The 15,762-nt window shown below is 73.6% G+C and carries 13 protein-coding genes; 7 read left to right on the top strand and 6 right to left on the bottom strand.

Annotated elements, in window-relative coordinates:
- The first annotated feature begins 80 nt into the window (after positions 1-80).
- Entirely contained in the window at positions 81-542 is a 462-nt protein-coding gene (locus M1D46_RS13890; RefSeq protein ID WP_416383293.1) for a Fur family transcriptional regulator, read from the top strand.
- A 33-nt stretch (positions 543-575) separates the two neighbouring features.
- The gene (katG, locus tag M1D46_RS13885; RefSeq protein ID WP_456285845.1) at positions 576-2,840 is read left to right on the top strand and encodes a catalase/peroxidase HPI; all 2,265 of its coding nucleotides are present in this window, start codon (positions 576-578) and stop codon (positions 2,838-2,840) included.
- A gap of 189 nt (positions 2,841-3,029) precedes the next feature.
- On the opposite strand, the gene M1D46_RS13880 is transcribed toward katG, so the two are convergent.
- Genes M1D46_RS13880 through M1D46_RS13860 form a run of 5 tightly spaced genes read right to left on the bottom strand, consistent with a single transcriptional unit; the run spans position 3,030 to position 8,580 of the window.
- A complete protein-coding gene (locus tag M1D46_RS13880) occupies positions 3,030-4,334 on the bottom strand; it encodes a DUF58 domain-containing protein (protein ID WP_271172818.1) in 1,305 nt (434 codons plus the stop codon).
- A gap of 16 nt (positions 4,335-4,350) precedes the next feature.
- Positions 4,351-5,274, bottom strand: a complete 924-nt coding sequence (locus M1D46_RS13875) for an AAA family ATPase (protein WP_271172865.1) — start codon at positions 5,272-5,274, stop codon at positions 4,351-4,353.
- A 41-nt stretch (positions 5,275-5,315) separates the two neighbouring features.
- The gene (locus tag M1D46_RS13870; protein ID WP_456285844.1) at positions 5,316-6,494 is read right to left on the bottom strand and encodes a DUF4350 domain-containing protein; all 1,179 of its coding nucleotides are present in this window, start codon (positions 6,492-6,494) and stop codon (positions 5,316-5,318) included.
- Complete coding sequence (locus M1D46_RS13865) at positions 6,491-7,168, bottom strand: DUF4129 domain-containing protein (RefSeq protein WP_456285843.1); 678 nt, start codon at positions 7,166-7,168, stop codon at positions 6,491-6,493. Before M1D46_RS13865 ends, M1D46_RS13870 begins: the two co-directional genes overlap by 4 nt.
- On the bottom strand, positions 7,165-8,580 hold the full coding sequence (locus M1D46_RS13860; RefSeq protein WP_456285842.1) for a glycerophosphoryl diester phosphodiesterase membrane domain-containing protein: 1,416 nt from the start codon (positions 8,578-8,580) through the stop codon (positions 7,165-7,167). Before M1D46_RS13860 ends, M1D46_RS13865 begins: the two co-directional genes overlap by 4 nt.
- A 179-nt stretch (positions 8,581-8,759) precedes the next feature.
- Between M1D46_RS13860 and mtrA the strand changes: the two genes are divergently transcribed.
- The 5 genes from mtrA (at position 8,760) to hpf (ending at position 14,352) form a co-directional block, all read left to right on the top strand.
- Positions 8,760-9,440, top strand: coding sequence for an MtrAB system response regulator MtrA (mtrA, locus tag M1D46_RS13855; RefSeq protein WP_271172814.1), 681 nt, complete (start codon positions 8,760-8,762; stop codon positions 9,438-9,440).
- A gap of 5 nt (positions 9,441-9,445) precedes the next feature.
- Positions 9,446-11,107: an MtrAB system histidine kinase MtrB gene (gene mtrB, locus M1D46_RS13850; RefSeq protein WP_421074349.1), complete on the top strand. Its 1,662-nt coding sequence runs from the start codon at positions 9,446-9,448 to the stop codon at positions 11,105-11,107.
- The gene (locus M1D46_RS13845) at positions 11,104-12,807 is read left to right on the top strand and encodes an LpqB family beta-propeller domain-containing protein (RefSeq protein ID WP_456285841.1); all 1,704 of its coding nucleotides are present in this window, start codon (positions 11,104-11,106) and stop codon (positions 12,805-12,807) included. Before mtrB ends, M1D46_RS13845 begins: the two co-directional genes overlap by 4 nt.
- A 97-nt stretch (positions 12,808-12,904) precedes the next feature.
- Positions 12,905-13,576: a ComF family protein gene (locus M1D46_RS13840; protein WP_456285840.1), complete on the top strand. Its 672-nt coding sequence runs from the start codon at positions 12,905-12,907 to the stop codon at positions 13,574-13,576.
- Positions 13,577-13,686: 110 nt separating this feature from the next.
- Positions 13,687-14,352 (top strand): ribosome hibernation-promoting factor, HPF/YfiA family, encoded by a 666-nt coding sequence (gene hpf, locus M1D46_RS13835; protein WP_271172810.1) that lies wholly within the window; start codon positions 13,687-13,689, stop codon positions 14,350-14,352.
- A gap of 64 nt (positions 14,353-14,416) precedes the next feature.
- Here hpf and M1D46_RS13830 read toward each other — a convergent pair whose 3' ends face one another.
- A complete protein-coding gene (locus tag M1D46_RS13830; RefSeq protein ID WP_324014287.1) occupies positions 14,417-15,754 on the bottom strand; it encodes a hypothetical protein in 1,338 nt (445 codons plus the stop codon).
- Positions 15,755-15,762: the final 8 nt, after the last annotated feature.

Here is a 15,762-nt window from a genome sequence, read left to right as displayed (position 1 = left end):
CGGTGCCGAGGGGCGGGGCAGGGCGCGTGCATGGCGGCGGACACGCCGGGAGCGGCTCTTGTTTTGAAGAGTTCAAAACGATGGCTAGCATGGACGACGTGACCCTCACCCCGCCCGCCCCCGACGCCGAGGCCGCCATCCGCGCCGTCGGGCTGCGCGTGACGACTCCGCGACGAGCCGTCTACACGGCCCTCGCGACGATGCCGCATGCGCGCGCCGACGAGGTGTTCGACCGCGTGCGCGACACCGTGCCGGGCACGAGCCTGCAGGCCGTGTACAACGTCCTCGGCGACTTCGTCGAGGCCGGACTCGCGCGGCGCATCGAGCCGAGCGGTCAGCCGGGCCTCTTCGAGCTGCGCGTCGGCGACAACCACCACCACGTCGTGTGCACGTCGTGCGGACGCGTCGACGACATCGACTGCGTGCAGGGCGCGGCCCCGTGCCTGCACCCCGCTCACGAGACCGGCTTCCGCATCCAGGTCGCCGAGGTGACGTTCTGGGGCGTGTGCCCCGACTGCGACGCCTCGTCCGGCGACTCCTGACCGACCCCTCCTTCCGCGAACGAAAGGACATCCATGAGCAGCGACACGATCACGGGCTGCCCCGTCATCCACGACGGCTCCGCCGACGACACGACCCGCCTGCCCGCGGCCGACCTGCCGGCGAGCGAGCCGCGCGCCGACCTCGTCCACCCGACCCAGGGCGACCCGAACCGGGAATGGTGGCCAGAGCGCCTGAACCTCAAGCTGCTCGCGAAGAACCCCGCGGTCTCCGACCCGTTCGCGGATGAGGACTTCGACTACGCGGCGGCCTTCCAGTCCCTCGACCTCGCCGCGGTGAAGGCCGACATCGCGGAGACGCTCACGACCTCGCAGCCCTGGTGGCCCGCCGACTTCGGCCACTACGGTCCGCTCATCGTGCGCATGGCGTGGCACAGCGCCGGCACCTACCGGGCGACGGACGGCCGCGGCGGTGCGGGAGCCGGACAGCAGCGCTTCGCTCCGCTGAACAGCTGGCCTGACAACGCGAACCTCGACAAGGCGCGCCGCGTCCTCTGGCCCGTGAAGAAGAAGTACGGCAAGAGCCTCTCGTGGGCCGACCTGATGATCCTCGCCGGCAACGTCGCGCTCGAGACGATGGGCCTGAAGACGTTCGGCTTCGCCGGCGGCCGCGCCGACGTCTGGGAGCCGGACGACGACGTGTACTGGGGCGCCGAGAAGATCTGGCTCGGAAGCGACAAGCGCTTCACGGGCGACCGCGAGCTCGAGAAGCCGCTCGCGGCGACGCACATGGGCCTCATCTACGTGAACCCGGAGGGCCCCGAGGGCGTGCCGGACCCGCTCGCCGCCGCCGACGACATCCGCACCACCTTCCGCCGCATGGGCATGGAGGACGACGAGACCGTCGCCCTCATCGCGGGCGGTCACACGTTCGGCAAGACGCACGGCGCCGCACCCGACACGCACGTGGGCGACAACCCCGAGGCCGCGGGCCTCGAGGAGCAGGGCCTCGGCTGGAAGAGCTCGCACGGCTCGGGCAAGGGCGACGACACGATCACGTCGGGTCTCGAGGTCACGTGGACCTACCACCCGACCCGCTGGGACAACGAGTTCTTCCACATCCTCTTCGGCTACGAGTGGGAGCTCATGGAGAGCCCCGCCGGCGCCAAGCAGTGGCGACCGAAGAACGGCGGCGGCAGCGACATGGTTCCGCTCGCGCACTCGGACGGCAAGCGCGAGCCGCGCATGCTGACGACCGACCTCGCCCTGCGCGAAGACCCGTCGTTCCGCGAGATCTCGCTGCGCTTCCGCGACGACCAGGAGGCCTTCAGCGACGCGTTCGCCCGTGCGTGGTTCAAGCTCACGCACCGTGACATGGGCCCCAAGGCCCGCTACCTCGGCCCCGAGGTGCCCGCCGAGGACCTCATCTGGCAGGACCCGCTCCCCGCGGTGGACCACGAGCTCATCGACGCGGCAGACGCCGTCGTGCTCAAGGAGCAGATCCTCGCGTCGGGCCTCACGGTGGCCGAGCTCGTCTCGACGACCTGGGCCGCCGCGTCGACCTTCCGCGGCGGCGACAAGCGCGGCGGCGTCAACGGCGCGCGCATCCGCCTCGCCCCGCAGAAGGACTGGGACGTCAACAACCCCGAGCAGCTCGCGAAGGTGATCGGCGTGCTCGAGGGCATCCAGGCCTCGTTCAACGCCGCGCAGACGGGCGACAAGCGGGTGTCACTCGCCGACCTCATCGTGCTCGCGGGCAACGCGGGTGTCGAGAAGGCCGCGGCGGACGCCGGCGTCGAGGTGCGGGTCCCCTTCCACCCGGGTCGCACCGACGCCACGCAGGAGCAGACCGACGTCGCGTCGTTCGGCTACCTCGAGCCCATCGCCGACGGCTTCCGCAACTACACCGGGCCTGACGCGACGCTCCCCGCGGAGTACCTCCTCATCGACAAGGCGAACCTCCTCACGCTGAGCGCGCCCGAGATGACGGTCCTCGTCGGCGGGCTGCGCGTGCTCGGCGCCAACTGGGACGGCTCGCCGTACGGCGTGTTCACCGACCGCCCCGGCACGCTCACGAACGACTTCTTCGTGAACCTGCTCGATCTCGGCAAGACGTGGCGCCCGCTCGACCCGGGCAAGCACGCGTTCGAGGCCACGGACGACGTCACGGGCGAGGTCTTCGGGCGCGGCACGCGCGTCGACCTCGTGTTCGGCTCGAACTCGGAGCTGCGCGCGCTCGCCGAGGTCTACGCGAGCGACGACGCGCACGAGAAGTTCGTGCGCGACTTCGTGAAGGCGTGGACGAAGGTCACGGAGCTCGACCGCTTCGACCTGGCCTGAGCCCCGCCGCGGAGCGGCCCGTCCCCGTCGGGGGCGGGCCGCTCCGCCGTGTCCGGGGTCTGGAGCGGGGTTCTTGCCGCGAAGGGCCGGTGTCGGATGGCGGTGGCGGCCGTTCGGGGCAAGGACCCGGGGGCAAGCGTCCGGGGCGGCGGCGCCGCGAGGGCGGCCGGCTCCCGGTCGCGGGTGTCCCTACAGGCGCCCGGCCCGCTTGAGCGCGAGGTACCGGTCGGCGACGAGCGGCGGGAGGTCGTCCGGCGACGCCGAGATGGCGTCGGCGCCGGCCCGCTCGATCGCCCGCGCCACGCGCCGCGCGGCCGAGAGCCCGGCCTCGGCGGCGGCTGCGCGGTACACGGCGTCGGCCGACCCCCGCTCGCGCGCCGCGCTCTCGAGGGTCGTGTCGGTGGCGGCGCCGACGAGCACGACCGTGCCGCGACGCGCCGCCGACGGGAGGACGCCGAGGAACGCGCGCGAGGCGTCGACGGACTCCTGGGCCGTGAGCAGCACGAGCAGCGACGGGTGCGGGGCGAGCCGGCGCGCCTGCGCGAGCGCGGCATCCCAGTCGGTGTCGATGAGCTGGGCGTCCACGGGAGCGAGGGCGTCGACGAGTGCGGGCAGGAGCGCCGGCCCCTCGACGCCCGTGACGCGCGCGCGCACGACCCTGTCGAACGCGACGAGATGCACGTGGTCGCCCGCGCGCTGCGCGAGCGCCGACAGGAGGAGCGCGGCCTCGAACGCGGCCTCGAGACGCGTGCTGTCTCCGACGCGCGCAGCGGACGTCCGGCCCGTGTCGATCACGATGACGACGTGGCGGTCGCGCTCGGGTCGCCACGTGCGGAGCATGGTCGTCGACGCGCGGGCTGTGGCCCGCCAGTCGATCGAGCGCACGTCGTCCCCGCGCACGTACTCGCGGAGCGAGTCGAACTCGGTGCCCTGACCGCGGACCTGGATGCTCGTGTTGCCGTCGAGCTCGCGCAGCCGCGCGACGCGGCTCGCGAGGTGGCGGCGGCTGTGGAAGGGCGGCAGGACGCGGATGGCCCCCGGGGCCGCGATCACGGCCTGGCGCCCCGCCATGCCCAGCGGGCCCGCGCTGCGCACGGCGACGAACGCGGAGCGCAGCTCGCCGCGCCGCCGGGGGAGGAGCGGGACGCGGTAGGCCCGGGACTCGCCGGGCGGCACGTCGATCGCCAGGCGCTCGGCGGGAGCCCCCGCGGTCGGCTGCCACGCGTCCCGCGCGCGCCCGCGCAGGCGACGCTGGCCCGTGTTCACGAGGCGGACGAGGGCAGACGCCGGCTCGCCCAGCCGGACGCGGGCCGGGGCCTCGCGCAGCACGCGGAGGGCGCGCGGGTCGGCCGCGGCGGCGACGTCGGCGACGAGCACCGCCGCGCACACGACGAGCCACATCGCGAGCACGGCCCATGGCGCCGAGCCGCCCAGGAGGACGACGGGCACGATCCCGCAGCCCACGAGCACGGCGAAGCGGCCGGTCAGGTACATGGCGACCTCCGCGCGCTCAGAGCGGGACCGGCGTCTGCTGCAGCACCGAGGTCAGCACGGCCTCGACCGAGACGCCCTCGATCTCGGCGTCGGCTCGGAGGCGGATGCGGTGTCGCCACACGGGCACGATCATCGCCTGCACGTGATCGGGCGTGATCGCAGGGTAGCCGCCGAGCCAGGCCCATGCCTTGGCCGCCGCCAGCAGCGCGGTCGCCGCTCGCGGGCTCGCGCCCAGCTGCACGGAGGGGCTCTGCCGGGTCGCGCGCGCGAGGTCGACGATGTAGGCGAGCACGTCGTCGGTGACCGTCACCGCCTCGACCGCCCGCTGCGCGGACGCGATGTCGGACGCCGTCACGACCGCCTCGACCCCGTCGAGCGCGCGCGGCGAGAACCCGTCGGCGTGGCGGCGGAGCACGGCGACCTCGGCATCGCGCGCGGGCACCTCGACGACGAGCTTCATGAGGAAGCGGTCGAGCTGGGCCTCCGGAAGCGTGTACGTGCCCTCGTGCTCGATCGGGTTCTGGGTCGCCGCCACGAGGAACGGGGCCGGCAGCGGGCGCGTGACGCCGTCGGTCGAGACCTGCCGCTCCTCCATCGCCTCGAGCAGGGCGGCCTGGGTCTTCGGAGGTGTGCGGTTGATCTCGTCGGCGAGGAGGATGTGCGTGAACACGGGGCCCTCGCGGAACTCGAACTCGCCCGAGCGGGCGTCGTAGATGAGCGAGCCGGACACGTCGCCCGGCATGAGGTCGGGCGTGAACTGGACGCGCTTGGTGTCGAGGCCCAGGGCCCGGCTGAAGGTGCGCACGAGAAGCGTCTTCGCGACGCCGGGCACGCCCTCGAGCAGCACGTGGCCGCGGGCGAGCAGCGCGATGAGCAGGCCGCTCACGGCGCCATCCTGGCCGACGACGGCCTTGCCGATCTCCTGGCGCACGCGCCCCATCGCCTCGCGGAGCGCCGCGGGATCGCCGTTCGGGGTCTCGGTCACGATGGTGTCCTTTCGGTGCGGACGGCCGCGTCGACGGCCGTCTCGAGGTCGTGGAGGCGCTCGCCGAAGGCCACGAGCGATGCGTCGTCGTGGGGCTCGGCGAGCAGGATGCCGCGCACGGCGTCGGCGCGTGCGCGCAGGCGGATGGCCGCGGCGTCGGCGACCTCGGCGGGCGGCGCGGTGCGAGGCAGGCCGAGTCGCACGGCCATCCGGGCGGATGCCCCCGCGCGCAGCAGCCGGGCGGCGTGCGCGGCGTCGGATGCGCGCGCGTAGAGCCGCGCGCGCCCCTCGAGGGTCTCGTTCGCCCGCACCGTGACCGGCAGATCCTCCGCGACGAGCGGGCCGAAGCGCCGGCCCCGCCAGATGCCGGCCGCGACAGCGGCGAGTGCGGCGGCGACGATTGCGGGGGTGACCCACGCCGGCGTGAGCTCGCCGAGCGTCGCGGGGGCCGTGCTCGCGGCGTCGGCGATGCGGGGCAGGTACCAGACGAGCTCGTCGCGCGCTGCGAGAAGCCCGAGTGCGAGCGCCGCGTTCCCCTCGCGGTCGAGGTGCTCGTTGACCAGCAGGGACGCGCCGTCGACCGCCGACACCGTCCGGCCGTCGCCCTCCTGCTGCAGGAGGGCGAACCCGCTGTCGGCGACCGGGTAGCAGGCGACGTCGGCGCCGCCGCGGTCGTACGCCTCTCCGGCCACGACATCGCCTGCGTTCACGGCGACGTCGAGCCCGCAGGACGGCGCGGCGGGCGTGCCATCGCCGAAGGCCTGGAAGCCGGAGGAGGCGAACAGGATGCGGAGATCGCGCGAGGTCGGCGCGAGGAGCACGGTGTCGCCCGCCTGCGCCACGAGCCGCTCGACCTCGTCGTCGGCGAGCGGGGCCGTCGAGCCGAGTGCGAGCCCTGTTCCGTCGCCGACCGCGCCGAGCGCCTCGTCGAGGCTCGACACGATGACGACGTCGACGCCCAGGCGCTCCTCGAGCAGCCGCGTGACGGCGAGTGCGCCGTCCGGGCCCGCGGACTCCGCGTCGAGCGCCGGCCGCTGCGACCATTCGCGACCCGCTACGAGCACGAGCACGAGGCCGAACACGACGAACCCGGCGACGAGGGCGATCCAGCCGAGGGCGCGCCGGCCGCGGCGCGCCGGTGCGGCTTCCGGCGCGCTGTCGCGGAGCTCGGTCATCCGAGGACCCCCTCGCGCAGGCGCGCGGGGCGCGCGGCCGAGATCGCGTCGTCGAGCTGCGCGACGGCGGCGTACATCTCGGCGGTGCCCTCGCGGCGCAGGTAGCGCACGTCGTCGAACGCTGCGGCGGCCCGCGACAGCGCGTCCGCGTGAGCGGGGAACGGCGCCGTCGCGAGCACGGCGAAGCGCTGGGCCGTCGTGCCGGGGGGAGCATCGAGGAGGTCGCGCTCCTCGAGCGACCGTGCGAGCGCGCGGAACCGGTCGACGACGGCGCCGGTCCAGTCGCCCGCTTCGGCTCGGCGAGCCGCCGAGGCGCGGAGCTCCGCCGCCGTGCGGTGCTCGTCCTCGCCGAACAGCAGCGCCGAGCGCGACGGCGCGCGATGCGCGGAGCGGGGGCGACCCCAGATGAGGAAGGCGCACACGACGACGATCGCGATGACGCCGGTGACGACGATCGCGAGGAGCGGGTTCCATTCGGCGCCGAGCTCGGTGTCGAAGAGCCGCGCGAAGAAGTCGGCGATCGCCCCGGCGATGCGGTCGAGGAGAGTCGGCTGCGCGGCGTCGTAGACCGGGTCGCCGAGCTCGTCCTCGGCCCAGTCGCGGGCCTCGTCGCCGTCCGGCAGGGTCGCGAGGACGAGCCGGAGCGCGCCGGTCGCGAGCTGCGCGCCTGTCACGAGCCGTCCGCGGCGTCCGTCCGCCCCGCGTCGGGCGCCGAGCCGGTGTCGACGGGACGCGCGTACGGCGGCGCGGTGGGGCGCTCGGCCGATGCCGGGGCGCCGGACGTGTCGGGAGTGCGCTCCGACGGCGCCGGCTGTCCGGAGGTCGGTGCGTACTGCCCGTACTGCGGTGCCGGCTGACCGTACTGGTGTGCGTACTGGCCGTACTGCGGTGCCGGCTGACCGTACTGGGGTGCGTACTGCCCGTACTGCGGTGCCAGCTGACCGTACTGCGGTGCCGGCTGCCCGTACGGCGGCTGCGCGCCGTAGGGCGCGGCGGGAGAGCCGTATGCCGGGCCCGCGTATGCGGGCCAGGGCGCCCGCACCGGCGCGACCGCGTCGGGGTCGAAGGCGTAGGGGTCGTCGAGGTCGGTGCGGCCGCTGTCTCGGCGCTCGACGTAGGACTGCATCCGCAGGTCGATGCCCTCGCGGCGCATGCGCGCGTCGATGTAGACGAGCGCCGACGACGTCGCCTGCACGACCACCGTCACCGACGAGATGACGAGCGTCACGATCTGGCTCGCGGCGATCGCGAGCACGAAGCCGATCCCGGCGGCCGCGTCGGGAGACCCCGTCGGGGCGAAGATGCTCGACATCGCGGAGCCGAGGAAGGTGAACGGCATGCCCACGACGTACGAGGCGGTGTTCATGATCAGGCCGATGAGCACGATGATGCCGAACGTGGGCCAGAACCGGCCGCGCGTGAGCTGCCACGAGCGGCGGATGCCGCCGATCACCGTCGCGTGCTCGAGGATGATCGCGCTCGGCACGACGAAGAGCTTCGTGCCGAGCCACGCGTACAGCACGATGGCCGCCAGCGCGGCGAGCACCCCGTAGACCACGGCCATCCAGATCTCGACCGAGCCGAGCGCGAACCCGACCGCGATGAGGACGCCGACGGCGACGGAGACGGCGATCGTGACGAGGGCGTAGTACCCGATGAGACGCCACACGACCGGGCGCACCCGGCGCCAGATCGCGCCGAGCGTCGCGCGCTCGCCGAGCGCTGCGTGGGCGACCTCGCCCACGACGACCGCCTGGACGATGATGCCGAGGACGCTCATCACGAGCGCGACGCCGATCGTCGTGAGAACGGCGATGAGCGTCGAGCCGGCCGCGATGAGCCCGAAGTCGTCGGAGAACTCGTTCACGGTGTCGAGGCGCGACATCGCCGCGTACGTGACCCAGCCGATCACGACCACCCCGACGATCGACGCGGCCAGCTGCACGACCATCGCGAAGCCCAGGAGCACGCGGGGGTTGCCGCGCAGGGCGGAGAAGGACCTGCCGAGGATCGTGCCGAACCCGAGCGGCTGGAGCGGGATGAGCCCGCCCCGCGGCGCCGGCGTCCACGACGGTTCTGCGGTCACGTCGATCCTCCCTCGACCTGCCTGCGAGCGGACGGCTGCCGCCCCCGCTCTCATCGTGTCACACGCGCAGGGCCCCGTGTCGCCGCCGCTCGGCGCGACCGTTCGTCTAGGCTGTCGAGGACGCCTCGCCCGCGCGAACGACGCGCGTCGGCGCGCAACCGGAGCAAAGGACCAGCCTCATGAGCGCCCGCATCCTCGTCGTCGACGACGACACGGCCCTCGCCGAGATGATCGGCATCGTCCTGCGCACGGAGGGCTTCGACACGGCCTTCTGCGCGGACGGAGCGCTCGCCGTCGACAGCTGGCGGCAGGAGCGCCCCGACCTCGTGCTGCTCGATCTCATGCTCCCCGGCAAGGACGGCATCGAGATCTGCTCCGAGATCCGGGGAGAGTCGGGCGTCCCGATCATCATGCTGACCGCCCGCTCCGACACCGCCGATGTCGTCGCGGGCCTGGAGGCGGGCGCCGACGACTACATCGTCAAGCCCTTCAATCCGAAGGAGCTCGTGGCGCGCATCCGCACGCGCCTGCGACCGGCCCCCGAGTCGTCGGGCGACGTCCTGCGCGCGGGCGACCTCACGATCGACGTCGCGGCGCACGAGGTGCGTCGGGGGCAGACCCCGATCTCGCTCACGCCCCTCGAGTTCGAGCTGCTCGTCGCGCTCGCCTCGAAGCCGCAGCAGGTCTTCTCGCGCGAGGCCCTCCTCGAGCAGGTCTGGGGATACCACTACAAGGCCGACACGCGCCTGGTGAACGTCCACGTGCAGCGCCTGCGCGCGAAGATCGAGATCGATCCGGACAACCCGAAGATCGTCATGACGGTGCGCGGCGTCGGCTATCGCGCCGGCGCGGCGATCTAGCGCGCATGTCGCAGGGGCCCGCGCGCATCACGCTCCGGCGCCCGTCGACCTGGGTGCCGGCCATCCGGGCGCAGTGGACGAGCTCGCTCCGCTTCCGCACGACCTTCATGACGGTGGCGGCGACAGCGCTCGCGATCGCCGTGACGTGCGTGTGGACGGCCCTGGCCATCCACAACAACCTCTTCTCCACGAGCAGGGACGAGGTGCTCGATCAGGCGCAGCGCGCCGTGCTCGCCGCGCAGGACGTCATCGACACGGCCGAGGTCGCCGCGGACGGCGCGGCCCTCCAGCAGGTGCTCTTCGACGCCCGCACCGCGTTCACGAGCCAGGGCGGCACGCCGTACTTCGCCTACTTCCGCATCGACGACGCGCCGTCGGCGATCGCGCCGCCCGACTTCGCCTTCCTCCTCGCCGACGGCGAGGAGGCCATCCTCAGCGAGGGGCTCCGCGAGCGCGTGCGCGCCTCCGACGAGAACCAGTGGTGGCAGTCCGTCGCCCTGCAGCTCGACGACGACGAGGAGCCGGTGCCCGGCATCGTCGTCGGCCAGCAGCTCCAGGTGCAGAACGCGGGCGCGTACGAGGTGTACCTCGCGTACAGCCTGCAGGAGGCAGACCGCACCCTCCGCTTCGTGCAGGGCACCCTGTGGGTCACGGGCATGGTGCTCGTCGTGCTCGTCGCGGCGATCTCGTGGTTCGTGCTGCGCACAGTCGCCCAGCCGCTCATCGAGGCGAGTCAGACGAGCGCGCGCTTCGCCGCCGGCTACTTCGACGTGCGGCTCCCCGTCCGCGGCAAGGACGAGCTCGCGGCTCTCGGCCGCTCGTTCAACGCCATGGCCGACAGCATCGAGGCGCAGATCACCGAGCTCGCCGAGCTCTCGCAGGTGCAGCAGCGGTTCGTGTCGGATGTCTCGCACGAGCTGCGCACGCCGCTCACGACCATCCGGCTCGCGTCCGAGATGATCAACGACCGTCGCGCCGAGTTCGACGAGGCGACGGCGCGCGCGGCGGAGCTGCTGCACGATCAGGTGGCGCGCTTCGAGCAGCTGCTCACCGATCTGCTCGAGATCAGCCGCTACGACGCCGGCTCGGTGCAGCTCGAGCTGGAGTCGACGAACCTCGCGCAGCTCGCCGAGGACGTGGCCGCCTCCATGCGGCAGGTGGCGGCGCAGCACGGCAGCGAGCTGCGCATCGTGGCGCCCGGCGGGTACTCGCCGGTCGACGTCGACCCGCGGCGCGTCCGCCGCGTGCTCCGCAACCTCATCGGCAACGCCATCGAGCACGGCGAGGGACGGCCGATCGTCATCACGATCGACAGCGACGCCCGGGCGGTCGCGATCGGCGTGCGCGACTACGGCCTCGGCATGTCGCCCGAGCAGGCTGCGCGCGTCTTCGACCGGTTCTGGCGCGCGGATCCGTCGCGCAAGCGCACGCTCGGGGGCACGGGCCTCGGCCTCGCGATCGCGCTCGGCGACGCGAAGCTCCACGGCGGCGCCCTCGAGCTGTGGTCGGAGCCGGGGCGCGGGTCGCATTTCGTGCTCACCGTCCCGCGTGTGCCGGGGCAGCCGGTCGAGCGCTCGCCGATCCCCGTCGAGCCCACCGAGAGCGTGACCGACGAGCTCGGGCTGACCCAGCCCATCCGCACCGATGACGAGGAGGACCCCGCATGACCCGCCTCCGCCGCGTGCTCGCCGCGCTCGTCCTCGTTCCCGCTCTCGCGCTCGCCGCGTGCTCGGGCCTGCCGATGAGCGGCCCGGTCTCGGTCGGCAACGCCCCGGGCGACGTCGTCGAGGACGTCACGGGCGGCAGCTACGACGCCGAGTCGCCGCGCCCCGGCGATTCGCCGCAGGAGATCGTCGACGGCTTCCTGCGCGCGTCGATCTCGCCCGAGCAGAGCTGGGCGACCGCGCGCGAGTACCTCTCCGACGATCTCGCCGACACCTGGAACCCGGTCGCGAGCGTCACGATCGACACGACCGACGACCGCGAGGTGAGCGAGGTCTCGGCATCGGAGGACGCCGCGAGCGTCTCGGCCGAGGTGCACGGGGAGGCCGTGGTCGACTCCGACGGGCGATACCGCCTCATCGCCGACGGCACGACCTCGCTGTCGTTCGAGCTCGCGCGCGACGCCGAGGGGGAGTGGCGGATCGTGTCGGCCCCCGACGGCATCGTGCTCGACCGCCTCTTCTTCCGCGAGCTGTACGCCGCGCACGACCTCGCCTACTTCGATGCGACGTGGCGGCACATCGTGCCCGACCGGCGGTGGTTCCTCACGCTCCAGCACGCGCCCACGCGCATCGTGCAGAAGCTCGTGGAGGGCGCGCCGAGCGACTGGCTCGCTCCCGGGGTCGAGACCGCCTTCGCCGACGACGTCCAGCTCGCCAGCGGGACGATCGAGGTCGACGCCGATCGCGTCGCGCACGTCGAGCTCACCGACGCCGCGGGAGCGGACGACGAGACGCTCAGCCGCATGCGCGCGCAGCTCGAGCAGAGCCTGGCGTCGACCGACGTGCGCGAGGTCGCGCTCACGGTCGAGGGCCAGGAGGTCGACGTGCCGGCGGCGCCGGTCGCGTCGACGCGGATTGACTCGCGCGCGCTCGTGCTCACGGACGACGGGTTCGGCTACCTGTCCGGCGGCGAGGTCGTCGCCGTCGACGGGATGTCGGAGGTCCTCTCGGACTTCCCCGAGGACATCGCGTCCGTGGCGATGTCGGCCGACCAGCAGATCGCGGCCGTGGGCCTCGCGGACGGGCGCGTCATGCGCGTCACGGCTGACGACCATCCGTCGGAGATCGACGCGGGCGGCAAGACGATCGCGCCCGCGCTCGACCCGCACGGATGGATCTGGACGGTGCGGCCGGACGATCCGCGCTCGCTCACGGCCTGGAGCGCCGACCTCGAGCCGACCCCGATGACCGGCGGATGGACCGACGTCTCCCGCGTGACGGCGATCGACGTCTCGCGCGACGGCGCGCGGATCGCGGCGATCGTCGCGATCGGCGACGAGCAGTGGGTGATCGTGTCGGCGATCGAGCGCGACTTCGACGGCGCGCCGCTCTCGGTGGGCGCGCCGACGCGGATCGCGCAGCTGCGCATGCCGGGTATCGACCTCGCCTGGATCGACGACAGCACGGTCGGCATCGCGGCCGGCGGCACCGACAGCGCGCAGCTCATCCAGCAGCCCATCGGGGCGCCGGGGACGACCGCGACCGCGCCGCTCAACGTCGTCGCAGTGGGGGCGGGCAACCAGGACTCGCCTGTGCGCCTCCTGACCTCGGAGGGGAGCCTGCTCGTCATGCGCGGCCGCAATCCCACCGAGTCGGCGAAGGGCGTCGAGGTGCTCGCGACGCAGCTCGGCCTGCCCGGCTGAGCCGACGCCGCGTGCACAGGCGCGCGGCGTCGGCGTGCCGCGCCGTGTGCCGACGGCGGCGTCCCTGCGGAGGCCGCGGCATGCGCAGGGTGGCCTCATGACGACGATGACCGATGGCCTGCGCGTCGCCCTGCGCGAGGCCGGCGCCCTGCTCCTGCCCGTCGACTGCGCGGGATGCGGGGCACCCGGCGCCGCCGTGTGCGACCGCTGCCGCGCGGCGCTCGGGCCGTGTGTCGTGCGCCGCACCCTCGACGACGACTTCGAGGTGATCAGCGGGCTGGCCTATCAGGGTGCCGCGGCGGCGTCCCTGCGCGCATTCAAGCAGCGCGGGCGCACCGACCTCGCCCGCGTCCTCGCGCCGGCGCTGCGGGCGGCGCTCGTGAGCTGCGCCGTCGCGAGCGGGCGCCTCGTCGACGCCGTGCCCATCCCGCCGTCGGCCGCCTCGTCGCGACGGCGCGGCTACCGCCCGGTCGAGCTGCTGCTGCACCACGCGGGGGTCGCCCCGCTGCGCGCGCTGCGCTGGGCCCGCCGCATCGACGACCAGCGTGCGCTCGACGTGGCCGAGCGCGGGCGCAACGTCGCGGCAGCGCTCGCCGTGCGCCGCCATGTCGAGGGGCGCGCGGTCGTCATCGTCGACGACGTCGTGACCACCGGGGCGACGCTCCGCGAGGCGCGTCGCGCGCTCGCCGAGGCCGGTGCTCTCGTGCTCGGCGCGGCCACGCTCGCGGCGACGCCGCGCGTTCTCCCGCCGCGAACACGACACGCGTGATCGTTTCGAGATAGTTCGTGACACCCGTCCGCGCCGGGGATACGGTGGGGGACACCAAGGCGACCGCAGGTCCGCCGCTCACACCGGTCGGACCGGATAGGGAGGCAGAGATGGACACGAACATCGTCGGCGTGGGGGTCAGCGTCTCAGAGCGATTCCGCACCGTGGTCGAGGAGAAGAGCGAGCGGATAGCGTCGCTCGCCCCGCGTGCCCAGCGTCTCGAAGTGAAGGTCACGCACCACGCGCATCGCGGGGGCCGTCTCGAGGAGGAGTCGGTCGAGCTCACGATCTTCTGGAACGGCCCGGTCATCCGGGCGGAGGCGCACGACGCCGACAAGTTCACGGCGCTCGACATGGCGATCGAGAAGCTCAGCGAGCAGATCCGCCGTGCGAAGGACAAGAAGGTCAGCGGGCGTCTGCACCCGCGCGCCGCGCGCTTCGCGAAGGAGAAGGGGGCGCTCGAGGGGCTCGACGTGCAGCCGGCGACCGTCGAGACGCTCCAGGCCGTCGCGACCGGCACCGTGCCGGTCGTCGAGCAGACCGAGGAGGACGAGGCCTACACGCCCGTCGTGATCCGGAGCAAGACCTTCGAGCCCGAGTGGATGACCGTCGAGGAGGCCGTCGACCGCATGGAGCTCGTCGGCCACGACTTCTTCCTCTTCATCAACGCGCGCACCGACCACCCGAGCGTCGTCTACCGGCGCCGCGGCTGGGACTACGGTGTCATCGCGCTGACCACGCAGGCCCCTCCCGTGGAGGACGTGCTCGCGTCGTGACGACCTCATGACATGCGGATGGCCCGGATCCCAGGATCCGGGCCATCCGCCTGTGTGCGCGGGATCAGTCGAAGACGTCGCCGATGAGGCCGCCGAGCAGCACGCCGCCGAGCACCGGCCCGAGGAGGCCGCCTCCTCCGCCGCCGAAGCCCCCGCCGCGCGGCCCGCGTCGGCCGCCGCCCCACGAGCCCCAGTCGTCGTCATCGGGGCGCGACGAGTCGATGTCGCGCTGCGCGAGCTGGAGCGCCTCGTGCGCCAGCTGCGCCGCCCGGCGGGCGAGCTGCTGCGCCTGCTCGCGCGTGTCCTCGTCGGCGACGAGGGGATCGATGTCGATCCGCACGCGCTGCGCCTCGGCGTAGCGCGTGCGGGCGTCCGCGCCGATCCAGCCGCGGTGGCCGTTGATGAGGCTTCCCGCGACGGCGATGGCGCGGTCGGCGGCGTCGATGTCGTGGCGCACGTGCGCGATGGACGGCACGGGGCGCGCCGCGCGCTCGCGCGCCTTCGCGACGGCGGCGTCGAGCGCGGCGTTCGCGTCGGACAGCGAGGCGAGGTCGGAGAACGGGTCGGATGGCGTGCCGGGGCCCGGCAGGGCGGCGAGCGCCGCCTCGAGGTCGGCGACCGCCCGAGTCACCTCGGGCGTCTGCGGAGCCTGCCGCGCCGCGACGATGTCGCCGCGGGAGTCGGCGACGACGTCGGCCAGGGTCGACTGCGCGCGCATCGCCTCGATCTCGAAGTCGTCGACGCCGTCGAGGATGCTCGTGGCACGGCGGACGGCCTCGGTGGCGGTCTCGAGGGCGAGGTTCGCCTCCTCACCGCGCCGCGCCTCGCGGCGGCGCTCCGACACGTCGGCCGAGTGCAGGGCGAAGTCCAGCAGCTGCTCCGCCTCGTCGGCGTTCACCCGCACGCGCTGCAGGGCCTCGGGGCTGTAGTGACGCGCGAGGCGCTCGACGGTCGTGCGCGCCTGCGGGAGCCGCTCGCGGAGGCGCTCGACGTCGGCGCGGACCTGCTGCAGGATCTGCGGAGCCTGCCGGACGAGCGCGATGCGCGCCTGCAGCGCCGCCGTGCGCTCGTCGAGGACGTCCTCGGCCCAGTCGCAGAGCTGGATGATGCGCGCGTTGCGCGTGCGCAGCTCCTCCGGGGTGTCGGGGATCTCGTCGTGGTTGAGCTGGTGCAGGTGGAAGGCCTCGGCCATGTGCTCCTTGACCGCGGCCAGGCCGGTGCGCAGATCCTCGGTCGGTCCTTCGCCGAGCTCGGCGACGGCGAAGACCAGCTCGTCTCCGGTCGCCCGGATCCGCTCGTCCGCTGTCACCAGCGCGGTGCGGGCGCGCCGTGCGAGGTCGGCGTCGGCCGACTCCTGCTGCTCGCGCTCTTCCCGTCGGCGTCGACCCCACAAACCTGCCATGCTCTCGA

Source organism: Microbacterium sp. JZ70 (assembly GCF_053903225.1).
This window is presented reverse-complemented; position numbering and strand designations above follow the sequence as displayed.

Coding starts and splice junctions, on each gene's coding strand:
- hpf (WP_271172810.1), top strand. CDS start 13,687: ATGGACACGAACATCGTCGGCGTGGGGGTCAGCGTCTCAGAGCGATTC.
- M1D46_RS13830 (WP_324014287.1), bottom strand. CDS start 15,754: ATGGCAGGTTTGTGGGGTCGACGCCGACGGGAAGAGCGCGAGCAGCAG.
- M1D46_RS13875 (WP_271172865.1), bottom strand. CDS start 5,274: ATGGGGCGCGTGCGCCAGGAGATCGGCAAGGCCGTCGTCGGCCAGGAT.
- katG (WP_456285845.1), top strand. CDS start 576: ATGAGCAGCGACACGATCACGGGCTGCCCCGTCATCCACGACGGCTCC.
- mtrA (WP_271172814.1), top strand. CDS start 8,760: ATGAGCGCCCGCATCCTCGTCGTCGACGACGACACGGCCCTCGCCGAG.
- M1D46_RS13870 (WP_456285844.1), bottom strand. CDS start 6,494: ATGACCGAGCTCCGCGACAGCGCGCCGGAAGCCGCACCGGCGCGCCGC.
- M1D46_RS13845 (WP_456285841.1), top strand. CDS start 11,104: ATGACCCGCCTCCGCCGCGTGCTCGCCGCGCTCGTCCTCGTTCCCGCT.
- mtrB (WP_421074349.1), top strand. CDS start 9,446: ATGTCGCAGGGGCCCGCGCGCATCACGCTCCGGCGCCCGTCGACCTGG.
- M1D46_RS13880 (WP_271172818.1), bottom strand. CDS start 4,334: ATGTACCTGACCGGCCGCTTCGCCGTGCTCGTGGGCTGCGGGATCGTG.
- M1D46_RS13840 (WP_456285840.1), top strand. CDS start 12,905: ATGACGACGATGACCGATGGCCTGCGCGTCGCCCTGCGCGAGGCCGGC.
- M1D46_RS13890 (WP_416383293.1), top strand. CDS start 81: ATGGCTAGCATGGACGACGTGACCCTCACCCCGCCCGCCCCCGACGCC.